General features: G+C 70.0%; 16 protein-coding genes and 1 pseudogene. 11 read left to right on the forward strand and 6 right to left on the reverse strand.

The genetic code is table 11. The features are described 5' to 3' along the window. Positions 1–104: 104 nt before the first annotated feature. Positions 105–1,160, reverse strand: a complete 1,056-nt coding sequence (locus ABZ412_RS28555; protein ID WP_357286028.1) for a hypothetical protein — start codon at positions 1,158–1,160, stop codon at positions 105–107. A gap of 196 nt (positions 1,161–1,356) precedes the next feature. Here ABZ412_RS28555 and ABZ412_RS28560 point away from each other — a divergent pair, with 196 nt between their 5' ends. After that, entirely contained in the window at positions 1,357–2,526 is a 1,170-nt protein-coding gene (locus tag ABZ412_RS28560) for a kinase (protein WP_357286030.1), read from the forward strand. A gap of 332 nt (positions 2,527–2,858) precedes the next feature. Then, a complete protein-coding gene (locus ABZ412_RS28565) occupies positions 2,859–4,217 on the forward strand; it encodes a replication-associated recombination protein A (protein WP_357286033.1) in 1,359 nt (452 codons plus the stop codon). Between the two features lie 89 nt (positions 4,218–4,306). Here the strand turns inward: ABZ412_RS28565 and ABZ412_RS28570 are convergent, their stop codons facing one another. Next, positions 4,307–4,966 (reverse strand): CatB-related O-acetyltransferase, encoded by a 660-nt coding sequence (locus tag ABZ412_RS28570; RefSeq protein WP_357286035.1) that lies wholly within the window; start codon positions 4,964–4,966, stop codon positions 4,307–4,309. 71 nt (positions 4,967–5,037) lie between these two features. Between ABZ412_RS28570 and alaS the strand changes: the two genes are divergently transcribed. The 6 genes from alaS to ABZ412_RS28600 all read left to right on the forward strand — a co-directional run bounded on the left by alaS (position 5,038) and on the right by ABZ412_RS28600 (position 11,625). Further along, complete coding sequence (alaS, locus tag ABZ412_RS28575) at positions 5,038–7,704, forward strand: alanine--tRNA ligase (protein ID WP_357286038.1); 2,667 nt, start codon at positions 5,038–5,040, stop codon at positions 7,702–7,704. Positions 7,705–7,824: 120 nt separating this feature from the next. Then, entirely contained in the window at positions 7,825–8,349 is a 525-nt protein-coding gene (gene ruvX, locus ABZ412_RS28580; RefSeq protein WP_357286040.1) for a Holliday junction resolvase RuvX, read from the forward strand. Continuing rightward, positions 8,346–9,845, forward strand: a complete 1,500-nt coding sequence (locus ABZ412_RS28585) for an endolytic transglycosylase MltG (protein ID WP_357286043.1) — start codon at positions 8,346–8,348, stop codon at positions 9,843–9,845. The genes ruvX and ABZ412_RS28585 overlap by 4 nt, the downstream gene beginning before the upstream one ends. Continuing rightward, positions 9,820–10,644 (forward strand): shikimate dehydrogenase, encoded by an 825-nt coding sequence (locus ABZ412_RS28590; RefSeq protein WP_357286046.1) that lies wholly within the window; start codon positions 9,820–9,822, stop codon positions 10,642–10,644. Before ABZ412_RS28585 ends, ABZ412_RS28590 begins: the two co-directional genes overlap by 26 nt. Positions 10,645–10,777: 133 nt before the next feature. After that, a complete protein-coding gene (locus ABZ412_RS28595; RefSeq protein ID WP_357286049.1) occupies positions 10,778–11,248 on the forward strand; it encodes a B-4DMT family transporter in 471 nt (156 codons plus the stop codon). 143 nt (positions 11,249–11,391) lie between these two features. Then, positions 11,392–11,625 (forward strand): hypothetical protein, encoded by a 234-nt coding sequence (locus ABZ412_RS28600; protein WP_357286052.1) that lies wholly within the window; start codon positions 11,392–11,394, stop codon positions 11,623–11,625. A gap of 69 nt (positions 11,626–11,694) precedes the next feature. Here ABZ412_RS28600 and aroB read toward each other — a convergent pair whose 3' ends face one another. The 4 genes and pseudogenes from aroB to ABZ412_RS28620 all read right to left on the reverse strand — a co-directional run bounded on the left by aroB (position 11,695) and on the right by ABZ412_RS28620 (position 15,908). Beyond that, positions 11,695–12,813 carry a 3-dehydroquinate synthase gene (gene aroB, locus ABZ412_RS28605; protein ID WP_357286055.1) on the reverse strand — a complete coding sequence of 373 codons (1,119 nt, stop codon included), beginning with the start codon at positions 12,811–12,813 and terminating at the stop codon, positions 11,695–11,697. Positions 12,814–13,466: 653 nt separating this feature from the next. Further along, positions 13,467–14,006, reverse strand: a pseudogene (locus ABZ412_RS28610) (shikimate kinase); the annotation flags it as partial. Then, entirely contained in the window at positions 14,003–15,217 is a 1,215-nt protein-coding gene (gene aroC, locus ABZ412_RS28615) for a chorismate synthase (RefSeq protein ID WP_357286058.1), read from the reverse strand. The pseudogene ABZ412_RS28610 and the gene aroC, both read right to left, overlap by 4 nt. A gap of 52 nt (positions 15,218–15,269) precedes the next feature. Then, positions 15,270–15,908 (reverse strand): A24 family peptidase, encoded by a 639-nt coding sequence (locus tag ABZ412_RS28620; protein ID WP_357286062.1) that lies wholly within the window; start codon positions 15,906–15,908, stop codon positions 15,270–15,272. 150 nt (positions 15,909–16,058) lie between these two features. Between ABZ412_RS28620 and ABZ412_RS28625 the strand changes: the two genes are divergently transcribed. Genes ABZ412_RS28625 through nusB form a run of 3 tightly spaced genes read left to right on the forward strand, consistent with a single transcriptional unit; the run spans position 16,059 to position 18,311 of the window. Then, complete coding sequence (locus ABZ412_RS28625) at positions 16,059–17,183, forward strand: Xaa-Pro peptidase family protein (RefSeq protein WP_357286065.1); 1,125 nt, start codon at positions 16,059–16,061, stop codon at positions 17,181–17,183. A 37-nt stretch (positions 17,184–17,220) separates the two neighbouring features. Next, a complete protein-coding gene (efp, locus tag ABZ412_RS28630; protein WP_357286068.1) occupies positions 17,221–17,784 on the forward strand; it encodes an elongation factor P in 564 nt (187 codons plus the stop codon). Positions 17,785–17,804: 20 nt separating this feature from the next. Next, on the forward strand, positions 17,805–18,311 hold the full coding sequence (gene nusB, locus ABZ412_RS28635; RefSeq protein ID WP_357286071.1) for a transcription antitermination factor NusB: 507 nt from the start codon (positions 17,805–17,807) through the stop codon (positions 18,309–18,311). The last annotated feature ends 4 nt before the right edge of the window (positions 18,312–18,315 follow it).

Consider the following 18,315-nt stretch of genomic DNA (forward strand, 5'->3'; position numbering starts at 1 on the left):
CCCGTAAAAGCAGCAGGGAAATTAGCATCTACACGTATAAACGACGACCCGGCCCCGCGCGGCCGGCGCGGCGTCGTCGTTTGCCGACTCGGTTCGGGCGGCGATCAGTACACGACCAGCCGCCCGGTGAGGGTCCGGTAGGCGTAGGTGGTGGCGATCGCGGTCACCGGCCCGGCGATCAGCAGGCCCAGCCCGCAGAACAGCGTGCCGACCACCGTCATCAGCAGCACCGCCAGCGCCAGCAGCGACACCTGCAGGGCGTTCGCGATCACCAGCCGCGCACTCGACTGGATCGCGGCGATCGGATTCTGGTCCTGATCGATCACGAAATGCAGTGCGAACATGCACAGCACCCCGACGATCACCGCCGGGAACAGGCACAGGATCGAGGCCAGGAAGCACGCCGCGAACACGATGAGGGCGGTGATGAGCACATTGCCGGCGTTCACGAATCCGAAGAAGGCCGGGAAATCGGGTGGGGTGCCGTCGGTCTCGTAGAGCGCGCCGCGGATCATGGCCGCCTGCAACAGCCACACCACCAGCGACGCCACCGCGAACAGCAGCACCACCGCCGACAGCGACTGGACGTCAATGATTCTCACCAGCAGGATGACCAGCAGCCAGGCGATCAGGCCGATCATCACCATGCCCACCCACGGAACGGGATTGAGCCGGAACCGATCCCACCCGTAGGTGAGGGCGCCGCCCACATCGAGGCGCTCGCGCGGCGGGCTGTAGGCCTGCTGCGGGACGGGCTCGGTGTCGGGGCCCGCGGCGGGCGGTGGTGTCGAGCCCGGCGGGAAGCCGCCCGGGGGCGGCGGATTGCCCGGTGCCATCGCGCCCGGCGGCAACTGCTGCGGCATGCCGCCGCCGACGCCGGGAGGCCCTTGGGGCGCGCCCGGCTGCGGGGTCAGGGCCGGCGGGGGCTCCACGGGCTCGCTGCCGTAGTGCGCCGCGCCGGGTCCGTCGAACTGCGGGTACCCGGCGAGGCCGGGCAGCTGGTGGCGGGCGGGCGCGGGGCCGGGCTCGGCGGCGCCGGAAACCGGTGCGGGATCGGGGTTTTGGTGGTGTCCGGAGTGCGGTGGGTACTGTTCGCCGCCCCGGGCGACGGGACGGTCGCCGGAGGGGTCGTACGGTGCTGAGGGCGGCGTGCCGGTCATGGTCGCAAGCCTTTCACATTTCCCGGTTTACGGTGTGGCGCACAGCAGTTGATCCAAGAGACAACTAGACCCCGCTGGTTGTGTCAAGCAACCAGCGCCGCGTGGGCAAACCCTTCACAAAGACACGCCGTCCGACGCGCGAAAGGTTGTGCAACCGCTCGCTGAAAGTGACCTGGCGGGAGTACCTTGGGTTCCGATGACCGCACTATTGGCCGAACGCGCCGCCGAAGTCGTGTCCGCGGCACAACAGTTGCTCACAAAGCGAATGGGTGCTGCGGTAAAGCTGAGTGACCCCATGGAACTCAGCGGCAGTGGTAGGACGACGGTCCTACGTGTCCGCGTTGCGGAGAACGCCTTCTCGCTCCCTCGCACACTCATTGTGAAGCAGGTAGCAGGTCCGGCGTCGGAGCGACGTACCGGCGGCATGGCGCCGGGCGTCGCCAGCATCGATTCCGCATTCCTCCGCGAGGCGGTCTCGTACCAATTCACCACCGCCCTCGGTCGCGACCACCGCCCCGGCGCCTACTTGCTGGGCTACAGTCTGCCCGGCCGTCTGCTCATTCTCAGCGACCTCGGCGAGAACCTGTCGCTCACCGCGGTCCTGCAGTCCGGCGTCGAGCCCAACAAGCGCAACGCGCTCATGGCGTTCGCCCAGGCGCTGGGCCGCATGCACGCCGCGACCGTCGGCCGCGAAGCCGACTTCGTCGCCCTGCTCCGCCGCGTCGATGTGGTGCACCGGGTGGACGGCATTGCCCAGCAGGCGGAGTCCGCGGTCGCCGAGGTGCCGATCATGCTGCAGCGCGAACTCGGCATCGAGGTGCCCGGCGAGATCGCCGAACGCATCGTGCGCGGCAACCGCCTGTTCTCGGCCGGACGCTACCGCGCCTTCAGCCCCTCGGACCTGTGCCCCGACAATGTCATCCTCAACGACGAGGGCGCGCGCTTCCTCGACTACGAGTGGGGCGGGTTCCGCGACGCCACCCTCGACATCGCCTACGCGCTGGTCTCGTTCCCGGGCTGCCTGTGCGATTTCGAGCTCTCCCGCGAACGCGCCCACCAGATGGTGGAGGCGTGGCGGTCGGAAGTGGTGGCGGTCTGGCCGGCGCTGGCCGACGACGCCGTGCTCGCCGAACGCATCCTCGAGGCCCGGCTCATCTGGGTGTGGCTGTCCACCTATTGGTTCCTGCCCGCCGACCACACCCGCATCGCCGCCGCCCGCGAGCACGGGCTGTCGATCCCGCGGTCGGCCGCGCTGATCAACCGCTGGGCCGCCCTCGCCGAGGACGCCCGCTGCACCGGCGACGACACCCTGGGCGACTTCGCCGAGCACGTCTCGGCCACCCTCGAGGAGCACTGGGAGGAATAGTCCTCGACCAGCAGGGGGAGGCTCGATCTCCACGGTGGGTGCGGGCCGGAATCCGAGGCGAGATTCCGGCCCGCATCCCTGTGCACGACCAGGCTCGCAGGTGCGGGCGTTCGTGTGGGAGTGGCAGAGACCCGGCGTTCCCCATGAGCAGCAGGGAGCCCCATCCGGTGCCGCTGGACGCCACGACGCTCGGCGCGGCTGGATGACAGTGGCCGCCAGCGCGAGGTCCGGAGCGACCGGAGGCTGCCGGTCGGCGCCCGTTTAGCCGGACGCGGTCCGCGATGGTGCTGTGGCCGGGGATCGTGTCGGAGCCGGTCGGTAGGGTCGTGGGCGTGAGTGATGGGCTCTTCGACGCGCCGGGTGCGCAGGCCGTAGCCGACGACTTCGAGGCGAGCGCGGCGCGCATTCCCAGTGGCGACGACCGGTTCGCGCCGCTGGCCGTGCGCATGCGTCCGCGCACCCTCGACGAGGTGGTGGGCCAGCAGCATCTGCTCGGTCCCGGCTCGCCGCTGCGCCGGTTGATCGAGGGATCGGGTGCGGCGTCGGTGCTGCTGTACGGTCCGCCCGGCACCGGCAAGACCACCCTCGCCTCGCTGCTCTCGCAGGCCACCGGCCGCCGGTTCGAGGCGTTGTCGGCGCTGTCGGCGGGCGTGAAGGAAGTGCGCGCGGTCATCGATCTGGCGCGGCGGCGGCTCACCGCCGGCGAGCAGACCGTGCTGTTCATCGACGAGGTGCACCGGTTCTCCAAGACCCAGCAGGACGCACTGCTGGCGGCGGTGGAGAACCGGATCGTGCTGTTGGTCGCGGCGACCACCGAGAATCCGTCGTTCTCCGTGGTGTCGCCGCTGCTGTCGCGGTCGCTGGTGCTGCAACTGCAGTCGTTGACCGAGGCCGAGATCCGTCAGGTGCTGACCCGCGCCATCACCGATCCGCGCGGGCTGGCGGGGGAGTACACGGTCACCGACGAGGCCCTCGACCACATCGTGCGCATCGCCGGCGGCGACGCGCGCCGGTCGCTGACCGCGCTCGAAGCCTCCGCCGAATCCTCCCTCGACGGCACCGTCGGCGTGGAACTGGTGGAGGCCAGCGTCGACAAGGCCGCGGTGCGCTACGACCGCTCCGGTGATCAGCACTACGACGTGATCAGCGCGTTCATCAAATCGCTGCGCGGTTCGGACGTGGACGCCGCGCTGCACTACCTGGCCCGCATGATCAGCGCCGGCGAGGATCCGCGATTCATCGCCCGCCGCTTGATGATCCAGGCCAGCGAGGAGGTCGGCATGGCCGACCCCACCGCGTTGCAGACCGCGGTCGCCGCCGCGCAGGTGGTCCAGCTGGTCGGTATGCCCGAGGCGCAATTGGCCTTGACCCAGGCCACGATTCACATCGCCACCGCCCCGAAATCGGGGTCGGTGGTCAAGGGCATCGGCGCGGCCATGGCCGACGTGCGCGCGGGCAAGGCGGGCGCGGTGCCCCCGCACCTGCGCGACGGCCACTACGCGGGCGCGGCCGCGCTCGGCAACGCCCAGGGCTACAAGTACCCGCACGATCACCCGGATGGCGTTCTCGGCCAGCAGTATCCGCCGGACGAACTGGTCGGCACCGACTACTACCACCCGACCGACCACGGCTACGAACGCGAAGTCGGCCCGCGCGTGACCAAGCTCCGCCGCATCGTCCGGGGCCGATAGCATCCAGGGTCAGTGTGCGCCTCGCGCCGAATTGCAGTGACTGCCAAAAACGGTCGTGCGACGCGTCCCGAAACCGGCTGCGCCGCAGGTCAGTCCATGAGCAGGTCATTGTGGAGGGCGATCCGATAGATATCGGCGGGGGTCCCGCCCATGATGGCCCGCACATGTTCGGTGATCAGTTCGGGCGGCCAGTTCCACCAAGCCGCCCGCACCAGCATGGACACCTCCGCGTCGCTGAAGCGCTGCTTGACCACCTGCGCCGGATTGCCGCCGACGATCGTGTACGGCGGCACGTCCGCGGTGACGACCGCGCCGGTGGCGATGATCGCGCCGTCGCCGATCCGCACGCCGGGCATGATCAGGCTGTTGTAGCCGAACCACACGTCGTTGCCGACCACCGTGTCGCCCTTGGAGGGGATCGAGGTGATCAGGTCCATGGTCTCCTCGGCCCAGGTGCCGCCGAAGATCGTGAACGGGAACGTCGACACGCCCGCGGTGGGGTGGTTGGCCCCGGCCATGATGAACCGGGTGTTGCTCGCGATGGCGCAGTATTTGCCGATGATCAACTTCTCGGGCCCGAACGCGTACAGCACGTTGTCGGTCTCGAAGGCCGTCGCCGCCACCGGATCGTCGAAGTAGCTGTAGTCGCCGACCTCGATGTTCGGCGAGGTGACGTGCGGTTTCAGGAAGACGGTCCGGTGCGCGTGGGGGAGCGGGAAGCGCTGGGATGGGTCAGGGATCACAGTCACCCAGGCGATGGTAGCTATCGCCCGGTGGTGGGTGGAAACTCCCTGGACTGGGAACGGTAGGCTGGATACCTGTGCAGACCCACGAGATTCGACGGCGCTTCCTGGAGCATTTCGTAAAGGCCGGACACACCGAGGTACCCAGTGCCTCGCTGATCCTGGCCGACCCCAACCTGCTGTTCGTGAACGCGGGCATGGTCCAGTTCGTGCCGTACTTCCTCGGTCAGCAGACCCCGCCCTTCGACACCGCGACCAGCGTGCAGAAGTGCGTGCGCACCGGCGACATCGAGAACGTCGGCGTCACCACCCGCCACAACACCTTCTTCCAGATGGCGGGCAACTTCTCCTTCGGCGCCTACTTCAAGCGCGGCGCCATGGAACTGGCCTGGTCGCTGCTGACCGGCCCGGTCGAGGACGGCGGTTACGGTTTCGACCCCGAAAAGCTGTGGGTCACCGTCTATCTCGACGACGACGAGGCCGAGCAGATCTGGCGTGAGCTGGGCGTCCCGGACGAGCGCATCCAGCGCCGCGGCATGGCCGACAACTACTGGTCCATGGGCATCCCCGGCCCCTGCGGCCCGTGCTCGGAGATCTACTTCGACCGCGGCCCCGAGTACGGCGTCGAGGGCGGCCCCGAGGCCGACGAGGACCGCTACCTCGAGATCTGGAACCTCGTGTTCATGCAGAACGAGCGTGGCGAGGGACGCGGCAAGGACGACTTCGAGATCCTGGGCCCGCTGCCCAAGAAGAACATCGACACCGGCATGGGCGTCGAGCGCGTCGCGTTCCTGCTGCAGGGCGTCGACAACGTCTACGAGACCGACCTGCTGCGCCCGATCATCGACAAGGCCGAGGAGCTGACCGGCCGCTCCTACGGCGTCGAGCACGCCGACGACGTCCGCTTCCGCGTCATCGCCGACCACGCCCGCACCGCCGCCATGCTGATCGGCGACGGCGTCAACCCCGGTAACGACGGCCGTGGCTACGTGCTGCGCCGCCTGCTGCGCCGCATCGTGCGCTCGGCCCGCCTGCTGGGCGCCGACAAGCCGGTGATGGGCGAGTTCATCAAGGTCGTCGCCGACCTCATGTCGCCGTCCTACCCCGAGCTGCTCACCGACTTCAAGCGCATCGAGAACGTCGCCGTCGGTGAGGAGTCCGCGTTCCTCAAGACGCTGAGCACCGGCACCAAGCTCTTCGACGAGACCGTCGACGAGGTGAAGGCCCACGGCAGCAAGAAGATCAGCGGCACCGACGCGTTCACCCTGCACGACACCTACGGCTTCCCGATCGACCTGACCCTGGAGATGGCCGCCGAGGCCGGCCTGCAGGTCGACGAGGAGGGCTTCCGCTCGCTCATGGCCGAGCAGCGCAAGCGGGCCAAGGAGGACGCGCTCTCGCGCAAGCACGCGCACGCCGACCTCACCGTCTACAAGGAGTTCGTGGACCGCGGCGCGACCGAGTTCACCGGCTTCGACGAACTGGCCACCGAGGCCACCGTGCTCGCCCTGATCAAGGACGGCGTCCGGGTACCGGTCGCCGAGGCCGGGCAGGACGTCGAGGTGATCCTGGACCGCAGCCCGCTCTACGCCGAGTCCGGCGGCCAGATCGCGGACCGCGGCTCGCTGAGTTCCTCGCACGGGCTCAAGGTGACGGTCAACGACGTGCAGAAGATCGCCAAGAAGGTGTGGGTGCACAAGTCCACCATCGAGGCCGGTCAGCTCACCGAGGGCGACACCGTGCTGGCGCAGGTCGACCCGACCTGGCGGCACGGCGCCACCCAGGGCCACTCCGGCACCCACATGGTGCACGCCGCGCTGCGACAGGTGCTGGGCCCCAACGCCGTTCAGGCCGGTTCGCTCAACAAGCCCGGCTACCTGCGTTTCGACTTCAACTGGCAGGGCGCGCTGACCGAGCAGCAGAAGGCCGACATCGAGGCGGTCTCCAACAGCGCGGTCGGCGACGACTTCCCGGTCAACACCTTCGTCACCGACCTGACCTCCGCCAAGAAGATGGGCGCCATGGCGCTGTTCGGCGAGAACTACGGCGACGAGGTGCGCGTGGTGGAGATCGGCGGACCGTTCTCCATGGAGCTGTGCGGTGGCACCCACGTGGCGCACTCCTCGCAGATCGGCCCGATCACCGTGCTCGGTGAGTCGTCGGTCGGCTCCGGTGTGCGCCGCGTCGAGGCCTTCGTGGGCCTGGACTCGTACAAGTACCTGGCCAAGGAGCGCGCGCTGCTGGCCGGTCTCGCCTCCTCGCTGAAGGTGCCCTCGGAAGAGGTGCCCGGCCGCGTCGAGCAGCTGGTCGAGCGGCTCAAGGTCGCCGAGAAGGAGCTCGAGCGCACCAAGATGGCCGCGGTGCTGTCCAGCGCCGGCACCTTCGTGGAGCAGGCGCAGCGGGTCGGTAAGGTGCTGCTGGTCGCGGCCGCCGCCCCGGCCGGGGTGGGCGCGGGCGATCTGCGCACCCTGGTCCAGGACATCAAGGGCCGCTTCGGTTCCGAGCCCGCCATCGTGGTGCTGCTCGGCAATGCCGACGGCAAGGTGCCGTTCGTGGCCGCGGTCACCAAGGCCGCCCAGGATCTCGGCATCAAGGCCGGGGACCTGGTGTCCGCCTTCGGTCCCGCGATCTCGGGCCGCGGTGGCGGCAAGCCGGAGATGGCGCAGGGCGCCGGCTCCGATCCGTCGGGCATCGAGGCGGGTCTGGCCGCCCTGCGGTCGCGGGTCGCCGAGCTCGCCGGCTAGATGGACGACTCCGACACATCGCGGCCGGAGCCGGGGACATCACGGCCGGAGCCGGCCACATCGCGGCCTGATTCGGGAGATTCCTCCGGATTTGCCCGGACGCCTACCGAGGCGTCCGGGGTGTCCGCGGACGGGCGCGGCTTCGCGTCCGAGCGGCCCAGCGCCGAGGCCGATCCGGGGCGTGGCCGCCGCATCGGCATCGACGTGGGATCGGTCCGGATCGGTGTCGCCTCCAGCGATCCCGACGGTCTGCTCGCCACCCCGGTCGAAACCGTGCCGAAGGCCAAGAAGGTCGCGCCCGGAACACTCGCACCCGACCTGTCCAGAATTGCCGAGATTGTGCGGGAGTACGAGGCGGTCGAGGTGATCGTCGGCTTGCCGCGCACCTTACGCGGAGAAAGCGGCGCGTCGGCTAAGCTGGCGGCCACCTTCGCGGGGCGTTTGCGGAACCTCATCGCACCCGTGCCGGTGCGACTTTCCGACGAACGGTTGACTACGGTGTCTGCTGCACGTGCGTTGCGAGACAGTGGAGTTCGCGCACGCGGGCAGCGGCATGTCATCGATCAGGCCGCCGCCGTGTCGATCCTGCAAGGATGGTTGGACGAACGGAGTGCCCTATTGAAGCCGCGTGGTGAGGACGCATGACCGACCGCTGGACGCGGGCCGAGGAACGCTACCGGCAGAACGCCGAACGACGTTATCGCCGCGACGATCTGGACTGGTCCGAGGCGGACGATTACGAGGACGACACCACCGTCATCCCGCGCTACGAGGACGAGCTCTACGAGAACGAGCCCTACGCGGCTGAGGAGTTCGACGACAACCCCCCGCTCGACCCGGAACCCCCGCGCCGCAGCGCCCCCCAGCGCACCGAGCGCGGCCGGGCAGAGCGCGGCGGCCGCACCGAGCGGCCCGGCCGTGCGGGTGCGAAAGCGGGCGGTGGCCGGGGCCAGCGGCCCAAGCGTTCCCGGATGGCGTCGCGGAAAGCCGCCGAGCGTAAGCGCCGTCGCCGCAACCTGTTCGTCATCGCGGGCGTGTTCGCCGTCCTGTTCGTCGGCGCGGTCGGCTTCGCGGGCTGGAAGTTCCTGGGCAAGCTGAGCGGTCCCGAGGACTTCTCCGGACCGCAGGGCCCGCTGGCGATCATCCAGATCAAGCCCGGCGACACCGCCACCCAGATCGCGGACACCATGGCCGACAAGGGCGTGGTGGCCAGCAGCGGCGCGTTCTACGAAGCGGCCGTGCGCAATACCAACATGAACTCCATCCAGCCCGGCTACTACGCCATCCCCAGCCACAGCAAGGGCGCCGAAGCGGTGACCGCGCTGTTCAGCAAGGACGCCCGGGTCGGCAATGTGGTCATCTCCGAGGGCCGTCAGCTGCACGACTCCAGCGACGTCAACACCGGCGCCCGCAAGGACGGCATCTACCGCAAGATCGCCGAGGCCAGCTGCGTCGGCACCGGTAGCGCCGCCAAGTGCGTCACGTACGAGCAGCTCGACCAGGCCGGGTCCACGGGTGATCCGATGGCGCTGGGGGTTCCGACGTGGGCGCTGGAACGCGTCAAGACCGTGCCGGACCGCTCCCGCCAGCTCGAGGGCCTGATCGCCGGTGGCACCCTGGATTTCGATCCCACCGCGGGCGCACAGGACATCCTCAAGCAGCTGGTTTCCGCGAGCGCGCGCAGCTACGAGGCGTCCGGGCTCATGCAGTCCGGTGCGGCGAACGGCCTGAGCGCCTACGACACGCTCATCGCGGCGTCGCTGGTGGAGCGTGAGGCGCTGCCCCAGGACATGTCGAAGGTGGCGCGGGTCATCGTGAACCGGCTCGCCGTGCAGCAGCCGCTGCAGTTCGACTCCACCGTCAACTACGCGCTCGACAAGACCGAGGTCGCCACCACCGACTCCGACCGCGCGCATAAGACCCCGTGGAACACCTACGCCATGCCCGGACTCCCCGCGACGCCGATCTCGGCGCCGTCGCTGGAGGCCATGCGCGCCATGGAGAATCCCGCGCCCGGCCCGTGGCTGTACTTCGTCACCATCGACAAGCAGGGCACCACGTTGTTCACCGAGAACTACAACGAGCACCTGCGCAATATCGAAAAGGCCAGGCAGAGTGGAATTCTCGACAGTGGACGGTAAGCGCAGGGCCGCCGTGCTCGGCAGCCCGATCGCCCACTCCCGTTCGCCGCAACTGCATCTGGCCGCCTACCGGGCGCTGGGCCTGGACTGGAGCTACGAGCGCATCGAGTGCACCGGCGAGCAGTTGCCCGGGCTGGTCGACGGACTCGGCCCCGAATGGGTGGGCCTGTCGGTGACCATGCCCGGCAAGGTCGCCGCGCTCGGGTACGCCGACGAGCGCACCGAGCGCGCGGAACTGGTCGGATCGGCGAACACGCTGGTGCGCACCGACTCTGGCTGGCGCGCCGACTGCACTGACGTGGACGGCGTGCGCGGTGCGCTGGAAGGCGCGGGCGTGCGGGAGATCTCGCGTGCCCTCGTGCTCGGCGCGGGCGGCACCGCCCGGCCCGCGCTGCTCGCTCTGGCCGATCTGGGCGCGCACACGGTGACCATCGTGGCCCGCGACCGCGGCCGCGCCGCCGAAACCCTGGAACTGGCCGAGCAATTGGGCATGTCGGCCGAGATCCTCGGCTTCGACCCCGAGGGACTGCTGTTCGTCTGCTCCGACGTCGACGCCGTCGTCAGCACCGTGCCCTCGGAAGCGGCGGCGGCTGTGGCGGATTCGGTGGCCGCGGCCCCGGTGGTGCTCGACGCCATCTACAACCCGTGGCCCACTCCGCTCGCCGCGGCGGTGGAACGGGCGGGCCACACCGTGGTGAGCGGCCTCGAGATGCTGCTGAACCAGGCTTACGGCCAGGTCGAGCAGTTCACCGGCAAGCCCGCTCCGCGTGCGGAGATGGCGGCGGCGCTGCGGGAATGATCCCGCGGGCTCGGCTCGACGGCCGCGGTGTGTCGGACCCGGATGGGTGCTGACGGCCCGGTCGGCTATGGTTCTGTAACAAGTTTCAGTTCATTCGGTTCGGCCGGACGGCCGCGCGGGTTAAGGTGATCACATGAATGCGTGGGTGTTGCGCGCCGTGGGCTTGGGGGCGCTGACCGTTGTGCTGGAGACGCTGCTCGGGGTGGGCATGCGTTACTGGCCGACCGCGGGTGTGTGGATGCGCATCCTGGCTCTGATCGTCCTGGTCGGCGCCGTGGTGATGTGGGGCCTGCTCGACGGCCGCGCCGACCGGCGCGCCAACCCGGATCCCGAGCACGGGGCCGATCTCACCATGCGCTGGCTGAAGGCGGCGCTGGCCGCGGGTGTGGGCTCCCAGCTGGTGGCCTGGATCCTCGACTTCGTCCCGGGCTTCGACCTCGGCGACCAGGGCCTGGTCTTCAACGTCACCTCGGCCGCCGCGTTCATCGTGCTGCTGATCTTCATCCCGAGCATGCTCGGCGTGGTGCTGGGCCGCTGGCTGGTCGGCCGCGAGGGCAAGAAGTCGGCCCCTGCCGCGCAGACCCAGGAGCCGGTCAACGCCTGACGCTCCCGCTGAACTCGACCCCGCGCCACATCCCGTGTGGCGCGGGGTTTTTCGTACGGACAGTCTCGGCACGGTTCACCCCCGCGTCGCGAGGCCGGAGAGTTGCCGGATCCGTGATGGCATCGTGGGGGCAGAATGAGGCTATGGATACTGTCACCGCTCTTGATCTGCGGAGACTGTTGGCCGCAGACGACCCCGATGCATGTCTGGTGCTGGCCGAAGGCCGCACGCAGGTAGCCACAGGCGCCGACGCACCGGGCCTGAGGCTGATCGATCGGTCCCAGGTGCTGGCTCGGCTGGGCTCGGATCCGCAGGAACTGGCGCTGGTCGAGTACGCGGCGCTACTGGACTCGGAGATCCGGTTGCAGGGCGGCTGACCGCCCCGGAGACGACGATGCCCGCCGCCGATTCCCGGCGACGGGCGTTGTCGTGACTACCGCCGTGTCCTACAGCAGGATGGCTCCGCCGGTCGGGCCGTCCTCGCGGGCGATGGCCGAGTAGGCCGCGGCCAGCAGGCTCGGGTCCGGGCCCTCCAGCCGGCCCGGCTTGGCCAGGCCGTCGAGCACCACGAAGCGCAGCACGCCCGAGCGGGTCTTCTTGTCGGTCTGCATGGCGTCCATCAGCTGCGACAGCGCGTCGGCGTCGTAGGTGGTGGGCAGGCCGATGCTCTCCAGGATCGCCTTGTGCCGGTCGGCGGTCTCGTCGTCGAGGCGTCCGGCCAGACGGCCCAGCTCGGCGGCGAAGACTAGGCCGACCGAGACCGCCGCGCCGTGCCGCCACCGGTAGCGCTCGCGGCGCTCGATGGCGTGGCCCAGGGTGTGGCCGTAGTTGAGGATCTCGCGCAGATCCGATTCCTTCAGGTCGGCGGCCACCACGGTGGCCTTGACCTGGATGGCGCGGCGCACCAGCTCGGGCAGCACGTCGCCGGTCGGGTCCAGGGCGGCCTGCGGGTCGCGTTCGACCAGTTCCAGGATCACCGGGTCGGCGATGAAACCGGCCTTGATGATCTCGGCCATGCCCGCCACGATCTCGTTGCGCGGCACCGTCTCCAGCGTCGCCAGGTCCACCATGACCGCGGCGGGTTCGTGGAAGCAGCCGACCAGGTTCTTGCCCGCCTCGGTGTTGATGCCGGTCTTGCCGCCGACCGCGGCGTCCACCATGGCCAGCAGCGTGGTCGGGACGTGCACGATGTCGACGCCGCGCATCCAGGTGGCGGCCACGAACCCGGCCAGGTCGGTGGCCGCGCCGCCGCCGAGGCTCACGATCAGGTCCTTGCGGGTCAGCCCGATCCGCCCGAGCACCTCCCAGCAGAACCCGGCGACCTGCAGATCCTTACCGGCCTCGGCGTCCGGGATCTCTACCCGGTGCGCGTCGATCCCCTTGTCCACGAGGGCCTTGCGCACCACCTCGGCGGTCTCGGCCAGCGGCGGCTGATAGAAGATCGCGACGGTCCGCACCGCGGACCGCCCGGTCACCTCCTCGACCAGATCCCCGAGCAGGCCCCGCCCGATGATCACCGGGTACGGGTCCGCGGTACGAACCTCGATGCGAGTCGGCTCGCTCATGCTTGCTGCTCCGATTCTGCTTGTGCGGATTGATCTGCGCTGTGCTCGGCGCGCGCCCGCGCGCGTGCCCGTCTGGCGCGGGCGCGGCGGGACCGGCCGCTACCGGGTGCCGCCACGGTGCCGGAGGCCCGGTCCGAACCTGGTTGCGCGGCGGGAGTGTCCGGGCGCGCGGCGGCGGTGGTCTCGGACGCCGACGACGATGCCGCCTGGGATGAACTCTGGGCACCGGCGGTGGAGTTCGAGGGCGCACCGGCCGTGCGTGCGGCGCGGCGACGCCGTCCGCCGACCGGTCGCTCCGAGACAGCGGACCCGGGTTCGGTGGCCGGTGCGGCCGTGGAAACCGCGGCGGGCGCACCGGATTCGGCGGGCCGGCCGCCCCGGCGGCGCGAACGGCGGTTGCGGCGACCACGTTTCGTGGATTCGGATCCGTCGGCGGAGTCCTCGGACCGGCCGCCGGGACCGCGGCCATTGCGCTCGGGAGCGCCGGAATCGGCCGTGGCGGTGGTCGTTTCGGGTCCCGTCACGGCGTTCTCACCGCGGCCCTTGCCGCCGCGGCGGCGTTTGCGGCGCGCGCGGGAGCGGGAGGACGCCGCCGACTCGGCGGGCGTGGTGTCGGTGGCCGGATCCTCGGGGCGCTCGACCGGCTCGATGCCGAGTTTGGCCAGGATCATGCGGACGACCCGGCCGGGGCTGCGGCCGTCGGTGCGGACCCGCACGGTCGCCACCTCGCGGTAGAGGGGCCGGCGGGTCTTCATGAGTTCGCGGTACTTCTTCGCCGGATCCTCGCCGTTGAGCAGCGGGCGATTGGTGCTCGCGCCGGTGCGGCGCAGGCCCTCGCCGACACTGATCTCCAGGTAGATGACCGTGCGGTCGCGCAGCAGTTCGCGGGTCGCCGCCGAGAGCACCGAGCCGCCGCCCAGCGACACCACGCCGTGTCCGGCGAGGACGGCGTCGCGGACGACCTCTTCCTCGATGCGCCGGAACTCCGGCTCGCCGTCGGTGGCGAAGATCTCCGGAATCGTGCGCCCGGTGCGCTCCTCGATTCCGGCGTCGGTGTCGTACAGCTCCACGCCGAGCTCACGGGCCAGCTTGCGCCCGATGGTCGATTTGCCCGCGCCCGGCGGGCCGACCAAGACGACATTCGGTGCGGGCCGGTCGGTTTCGCCCGGCGCCGCACTGTCCTCGGTGGTCACTGCCCGGCGTTGCCCGGAATGTGCGGGCGGGCGTTGATCCGCTTCAGGTAGGCGTGGATGTTGTCGATGGTCTCGGGCAGCGAGTCGCCGCCGAACTTCTCCAGCACCGCCTGCGCCACCACCAGCGCCACCATGGCCTCGGCGACCACACCGGCCGCGGGGACCGCGCACACGTCGGAGCGCTGGTGAATGGCCACCGCCTCCTCGCCGGAGGTCATGTCCACCGTCGACAGCGCGCGCGGCACCGTCGAGATCGGCTTCATGGCCGCGCGCACCCGCAGCGCCTCGCCATTGGTCATGCCGCCCTCGAGGCCGCCGGCCCGGTTGGTGGAGCGCAGCACGCCGTCGGGTCCCGGGCGCATCTCGTCGTGGGCCTGGCTGCCGCGCCGGCGCGCGGTCTCGAAACCGTCGCCGACCTCGACGCCCTTGATGGCCTGAATGCCCATGAGCGCGGCCGCCAGCCGCGAGTCGAGGCGCGCCTCACCGGAGGTGAACGAGCCCAGACCGACCGGCAGGCCCTCGATGACGACCTCGACCACACCGCCGAGGGTGTCGCCGTCCTTCTTGGCCGCCTCGATCTCGGCGATCATGGCCGCCTCGGCGTCCTTGTCGAACGCGCGCACCGGCGACTCGTCGATGGCGTCCAGATCCGCGGCGGTCGGCACCACACCGGTGGTGTTGGCGGCCGCGCCGATCGACACCACGTGTGAGATGACCTCGACCCCGAGCGCCTGACGCAGGAAGTTCTTGGCGACCGTGCCGGCCGCGACGCGAGCCGCGGTCTCCCGGGCGCTGGCGCGCTCCAGCACATTGCGGGCGTCGTCGAAGCCGTACTTGAGCATGCCCGAATAGTCGGCGTGGCCGGGCCGCGGCCGGGTCAGCGGCGCATTGCGCGCCAGCTCGGCCAGCTCGGCCTGATCGACGGGGTCCGAGGCCATGACCTGGGTCCACTTGGGCCACTCCGAGTTCGCCACCTCGATGGCGACCGGTCCGCCCATGGTGCGGCCGTGCCGCACGCCGCCGACCATGGTCACCACGTCGGCCTCGAACTTCATCCGCGCGCCACGCCCGTACCCGAGTCGACGCCGGGCCAGCTGCGCGCCGATCTCGGCGGAGGTCACCTCGACACCGGCCACCATCCCCTCGAGGATGGTGACGAGAGCAGGACCATGGGATTCTCCGGCAGTTATCCAGCGCAACACGAGTGACATCCTTTCATGAATACCGAGGTGCCCGGACACACGGCCCGCGCGAAGCCCGATGTCAGCGCCCGGCCAGCAACGCCACCACGCTCGCCGCGCACATGGCGGGCCCGTGTGCGAGTGTCGCGACCTCGCCCGCCGCGCCGCAGCCGCGCCCGACCGCCGCCGGCGGCACCGCGTGCGGTGGTTCGCGCCACCACCGGAGCATCGCGCGATTCACCGGCCTTGCGATGCCCTGCCCGGCTCGCCTGCGCAACGATCTCGCGACGGCGGCGGGGGACCACGGCCTCCTGCCGCCCGGCCGGCACGCTGGGGCCGGGGTGAGTGGGAGGCGGGTACCAAGGGTGGGCGTCACGAGCGTGCCCACCGCGACACAGGCGGTCAGGATCGGGGCCGCGAGCGCGGCCCACGACCAGGTCTGGGCGCCGCCCAGGGCGGTCGCCGCGCCCAGGCCCAGCGCGAGCTTCACGTCCCCCGCGCCGAGTGCGGCCGGGCAGCACAGGTGCACGACCAGGTAGGGGAGTGCGAGCATCAGCCCGCCCAGCACCGCCAATGCGGGTGTGCCCATGGCGAATCCGTAGCCGAGGATCACCGCCGCCCCGGGCAGGGTGAGGGCGTCGGGCAGCCGGCGCTCCCGCACATCGAAGGCGCTCAGGGCCGCGCACCACACCGTGAGCACCAGCATCGCCGTCGAATTCATGCTTCGAGGTTCTCGCGTCCGCGCACAGCGTGGACCGTGCCGTCGCGAAATGTGGATAACTGCTTGGGTTGTGAATACCGGGGTTTCCCTCACCACCCCATTCACGTGTTGCGGGCCCGTGTCGCGGCGTGTCGGCGGTAGCTTTGACGCATGTCTGCTGATCACGATCCGGCCCGGCGACCCGACTACGCGCTGCGCCGGGCCAACCTGCGGAATCTGCTGGTGGAGAACCGTGTCGACGCGCTGCTGGTCACGGACCTGATCAATATCCGGTACCTGACCGGTTTCACCGGGTCGAACGCCGCGCTGCTGGTCTACGCCTGGGATTCCAGCGAGGACCGCACCATCATCAGCACCGACGGCCGCTACCTCACCCAGGTCGGCGTGCAGGTGCCGGATCTGCGCGCCGAGATCAACCGGTCGTGCGCGCGCCGGGTGATGGAGATCGCGGGGGAGTGGCAGACCGGACGGGTCGGTTTCGAGAGCCACGTGGTCACCGTCGAACAGCATCGCGGCCTGGCGGCCCTGGGCACCGGCCTGGACCTGGTCCCGGTGTCGGGCCTGGTCGAGCAGCTGCGCATGGTCAAGGACGACTACGAGGTGGACTGCCTGCGCGCGGCGTGCGACGCCGCCGACGCGGCCCTGGCCGCCCTGCTCGAACGTGGTGGTCTGCGTCCGGGGCGCACCGAGCGGCAGGTGGCCCGCGATCTGGAATGGCTCATGTTCGAGCACGGCGCGGAGGCGGTGTCCTTCGAGACCATCGTGGCGGCGGGCGCGAATTCGGCTGTCCCGCATCACCGTCCGACCGACGCGGTGCTGGCCGCCGGTGATTTCGTGAAGCTCGACTTCGGCGCGGTGTCGCGCGGCTACCACTCCGACATGACCCGCACCTTCGTCCTGGGCGAGCCGACGGACTGGCAGCGCGAGGTGTACGACCTGGTCAGCGCCGCGCAGAAGGCGGGCCGGGAGGCCTTGGTCCCCGGCGTCTCCACCCAAGCCGTCGACGCCGCCTCGCGCCGGGTGATCGAGTCGGCCGGTCACGGCGACCTGTTCGTGCACGGTCTGGGCCACGGCGTCGGCCTGCAGATTCACGAAGCGCCCGGAATCGCCAAAACCGGCACGGGTACACTGCTGGATGGCGTGGCGGTGACCGTCGAGCCAGGTGTGTACTTCCCCGGCCGCGGTGGCGTCCGGATCGAGGACACGCTCGTGGTTCGCCAGGGGGGCCCGGAGCTGCTCACCCGCACCAGCAAAGACCTGACCGTCGTCGACTGACGCGCGGTTGCAACGACTAGTAGGAGATCCGAGGACAGTGGCGGACACCAGCGACTTCAAGAACGGCCTCGTGCTGAAGATCGACAATCAGCTGCAGCAGATCGTCGAGTTCCAGCATGTGAAGCCGGGTAAGGGTCCCGCCTTCGTGCGCACCAAGCTGAAGAACGTGGTCTCGGGCAAGGTCGTCGACAAGACCTTCAACGCCGGCGTCAAGGTGGAGACCGCGACCGTCGACCGTCGCGACATGACGTACCTCTACCACGATGGTGAGGACTACATCTTCATGGACGGCGACACCTACGACCAGATCCACCTGGGCGAGGCGCTGCTGGGCCGCAACGCGGGCTTCCTGCTGGAGAACATGGCCGTCCAGATCGCCATGCACGAGGGTGAGGCGCTGTTCGTCGAGCTCCCCGTCGCGATCGACGTCATCGTCACCCACACCGAGCCGGGCCTGCAGGGCGACCGCTCCTCGGCCGGCACCAAGCCCGCCACCGTGGAGACCGGCGCCGAGGTGCAGGTGCCGCTGTTCATCAACCAGGGCGACAAGCTGCGCATCGACACCCGCGACGGCAGCTACATCAGCCGCGTCAACAACTGACGCGACGGATAATGTCTTCCGTGGCCGATCAATCGGACAAGAAGTCTTTCAAGAAGCTCGGCGCACGGCACAAGGCGCGTCGGCGTGCGGTGGATCTGCTGTTCGAGGCGGAGGCCCGCGACATCGACCCGGCGGATCTGCTCTCCGAGCGGGTCTCCCTGTCGGTGCGTGAGGAGTCCATCGCGCCGATCAACCCCTACACCCGAGTCCTGGTCGAAGGCGTAGCCGACGATCTGGACCGGGTGGACGGCACCATCGAGTCGTACCTGTCCCAGGACTGGACGTTGCCGCGGCTGCCCGCCGTGGACCGCGCCATCCTGCGGGTCGCGGTGTGGGAGTTGTTCCACGCCAACGACGTTCCGCCCGTGGTGGCGGTGGACGAGGCGGTGGAGCTGGCCAAGGAGCTGTCCACCGACGATTCCCCGTCGTTCATCAACGGCGTGCTCGGCCAGGTGGTCCAGGTGGCTCCGCAGGTGCGGGCCGCCGCCGCGGCCACCCGCTCGACCGTCGCCGACGACGACAAGTAGTTCG

The organism is Nocardia sp. NPDC005746, assembly GCF_040630785.1.
In the GTDB taxonomy this organism is placed as follows: Bacteria; Actinomycetota; Actinomycetes; order Mycobacteriales; family Mycobacteriaceae; genus Nocardia.

What these genes read in the sequence shown, in the direction of transcription:
- ABZ412_RS28620 (WP_357286062.1), bottom strand. Translation starts at nt 15,908, where the DNA reads ATGAATTCGACGGCGATGCTGGTGCTCACGGTGTGGTGCGCGGCCCTG.
- ABZ412_RS28555 (WP_357286028.1), bottom strand. Translation starts at nt 1,160, where the DNA reads ATGACCGGCACGCCGCCCTCAGCACCGTACGACCCCTCCGGCGACCGT.
- ABZ412_RS28585 (WP_357286043.1), top strand. Translation starts at nt 8,346, where the DNA reads ATGACCGACCGCTGGACGCGGGCCGAGGAACGCTACCGGCAGAACGCC.
- aroB (WP_357286055.1), bottom strand. Translation starts at nt 12,813, where the DNA reads ATGAGCGAGCCGACTCGCATCGAGGTTCGTACCGCGGACCCGTACCCG.
- ABZ412_RS28595 (WP_357286049.1), top strand. Translation starts at nt 10,778, where the DNA reads ATGAATGCGTGGGTGTTGCGCGCCGTGGGCTTGGGGGCGCTGACCGTT.
- aroC (WP_357286058.1), bottom strand. Translation starts at nt 15,217, where the DNA reads ATGTCACTCGTGTTGCGCTGGATAACTGCCGGAGAATCCCATGGTCCT.
- ABZ412_RS28600 (WP_357286052.1), top strand. Translation starts at nt 11,392, where the DNA reads ATGGATACTGTCACCGCTCTTGATCTGCGGAGACTGTTGGCCGCAGAC.
- ABZ412_RS28560 (WP_357286030.1), top strand. Translation starts at nt 1,357, where the DNA reads ATGACCGCACTATTGGCCGAACGCGCCGCCGAAGTCGTGTCCGCGGCA.
- ABZ412_RS28625 (WP_357286065.1), top strand. Translation starts at nt 16,059, where the DNA reads ATGTCTGCTGATCACGATCCGGCCCGGCGACCCGACTACGCGCTGCGC.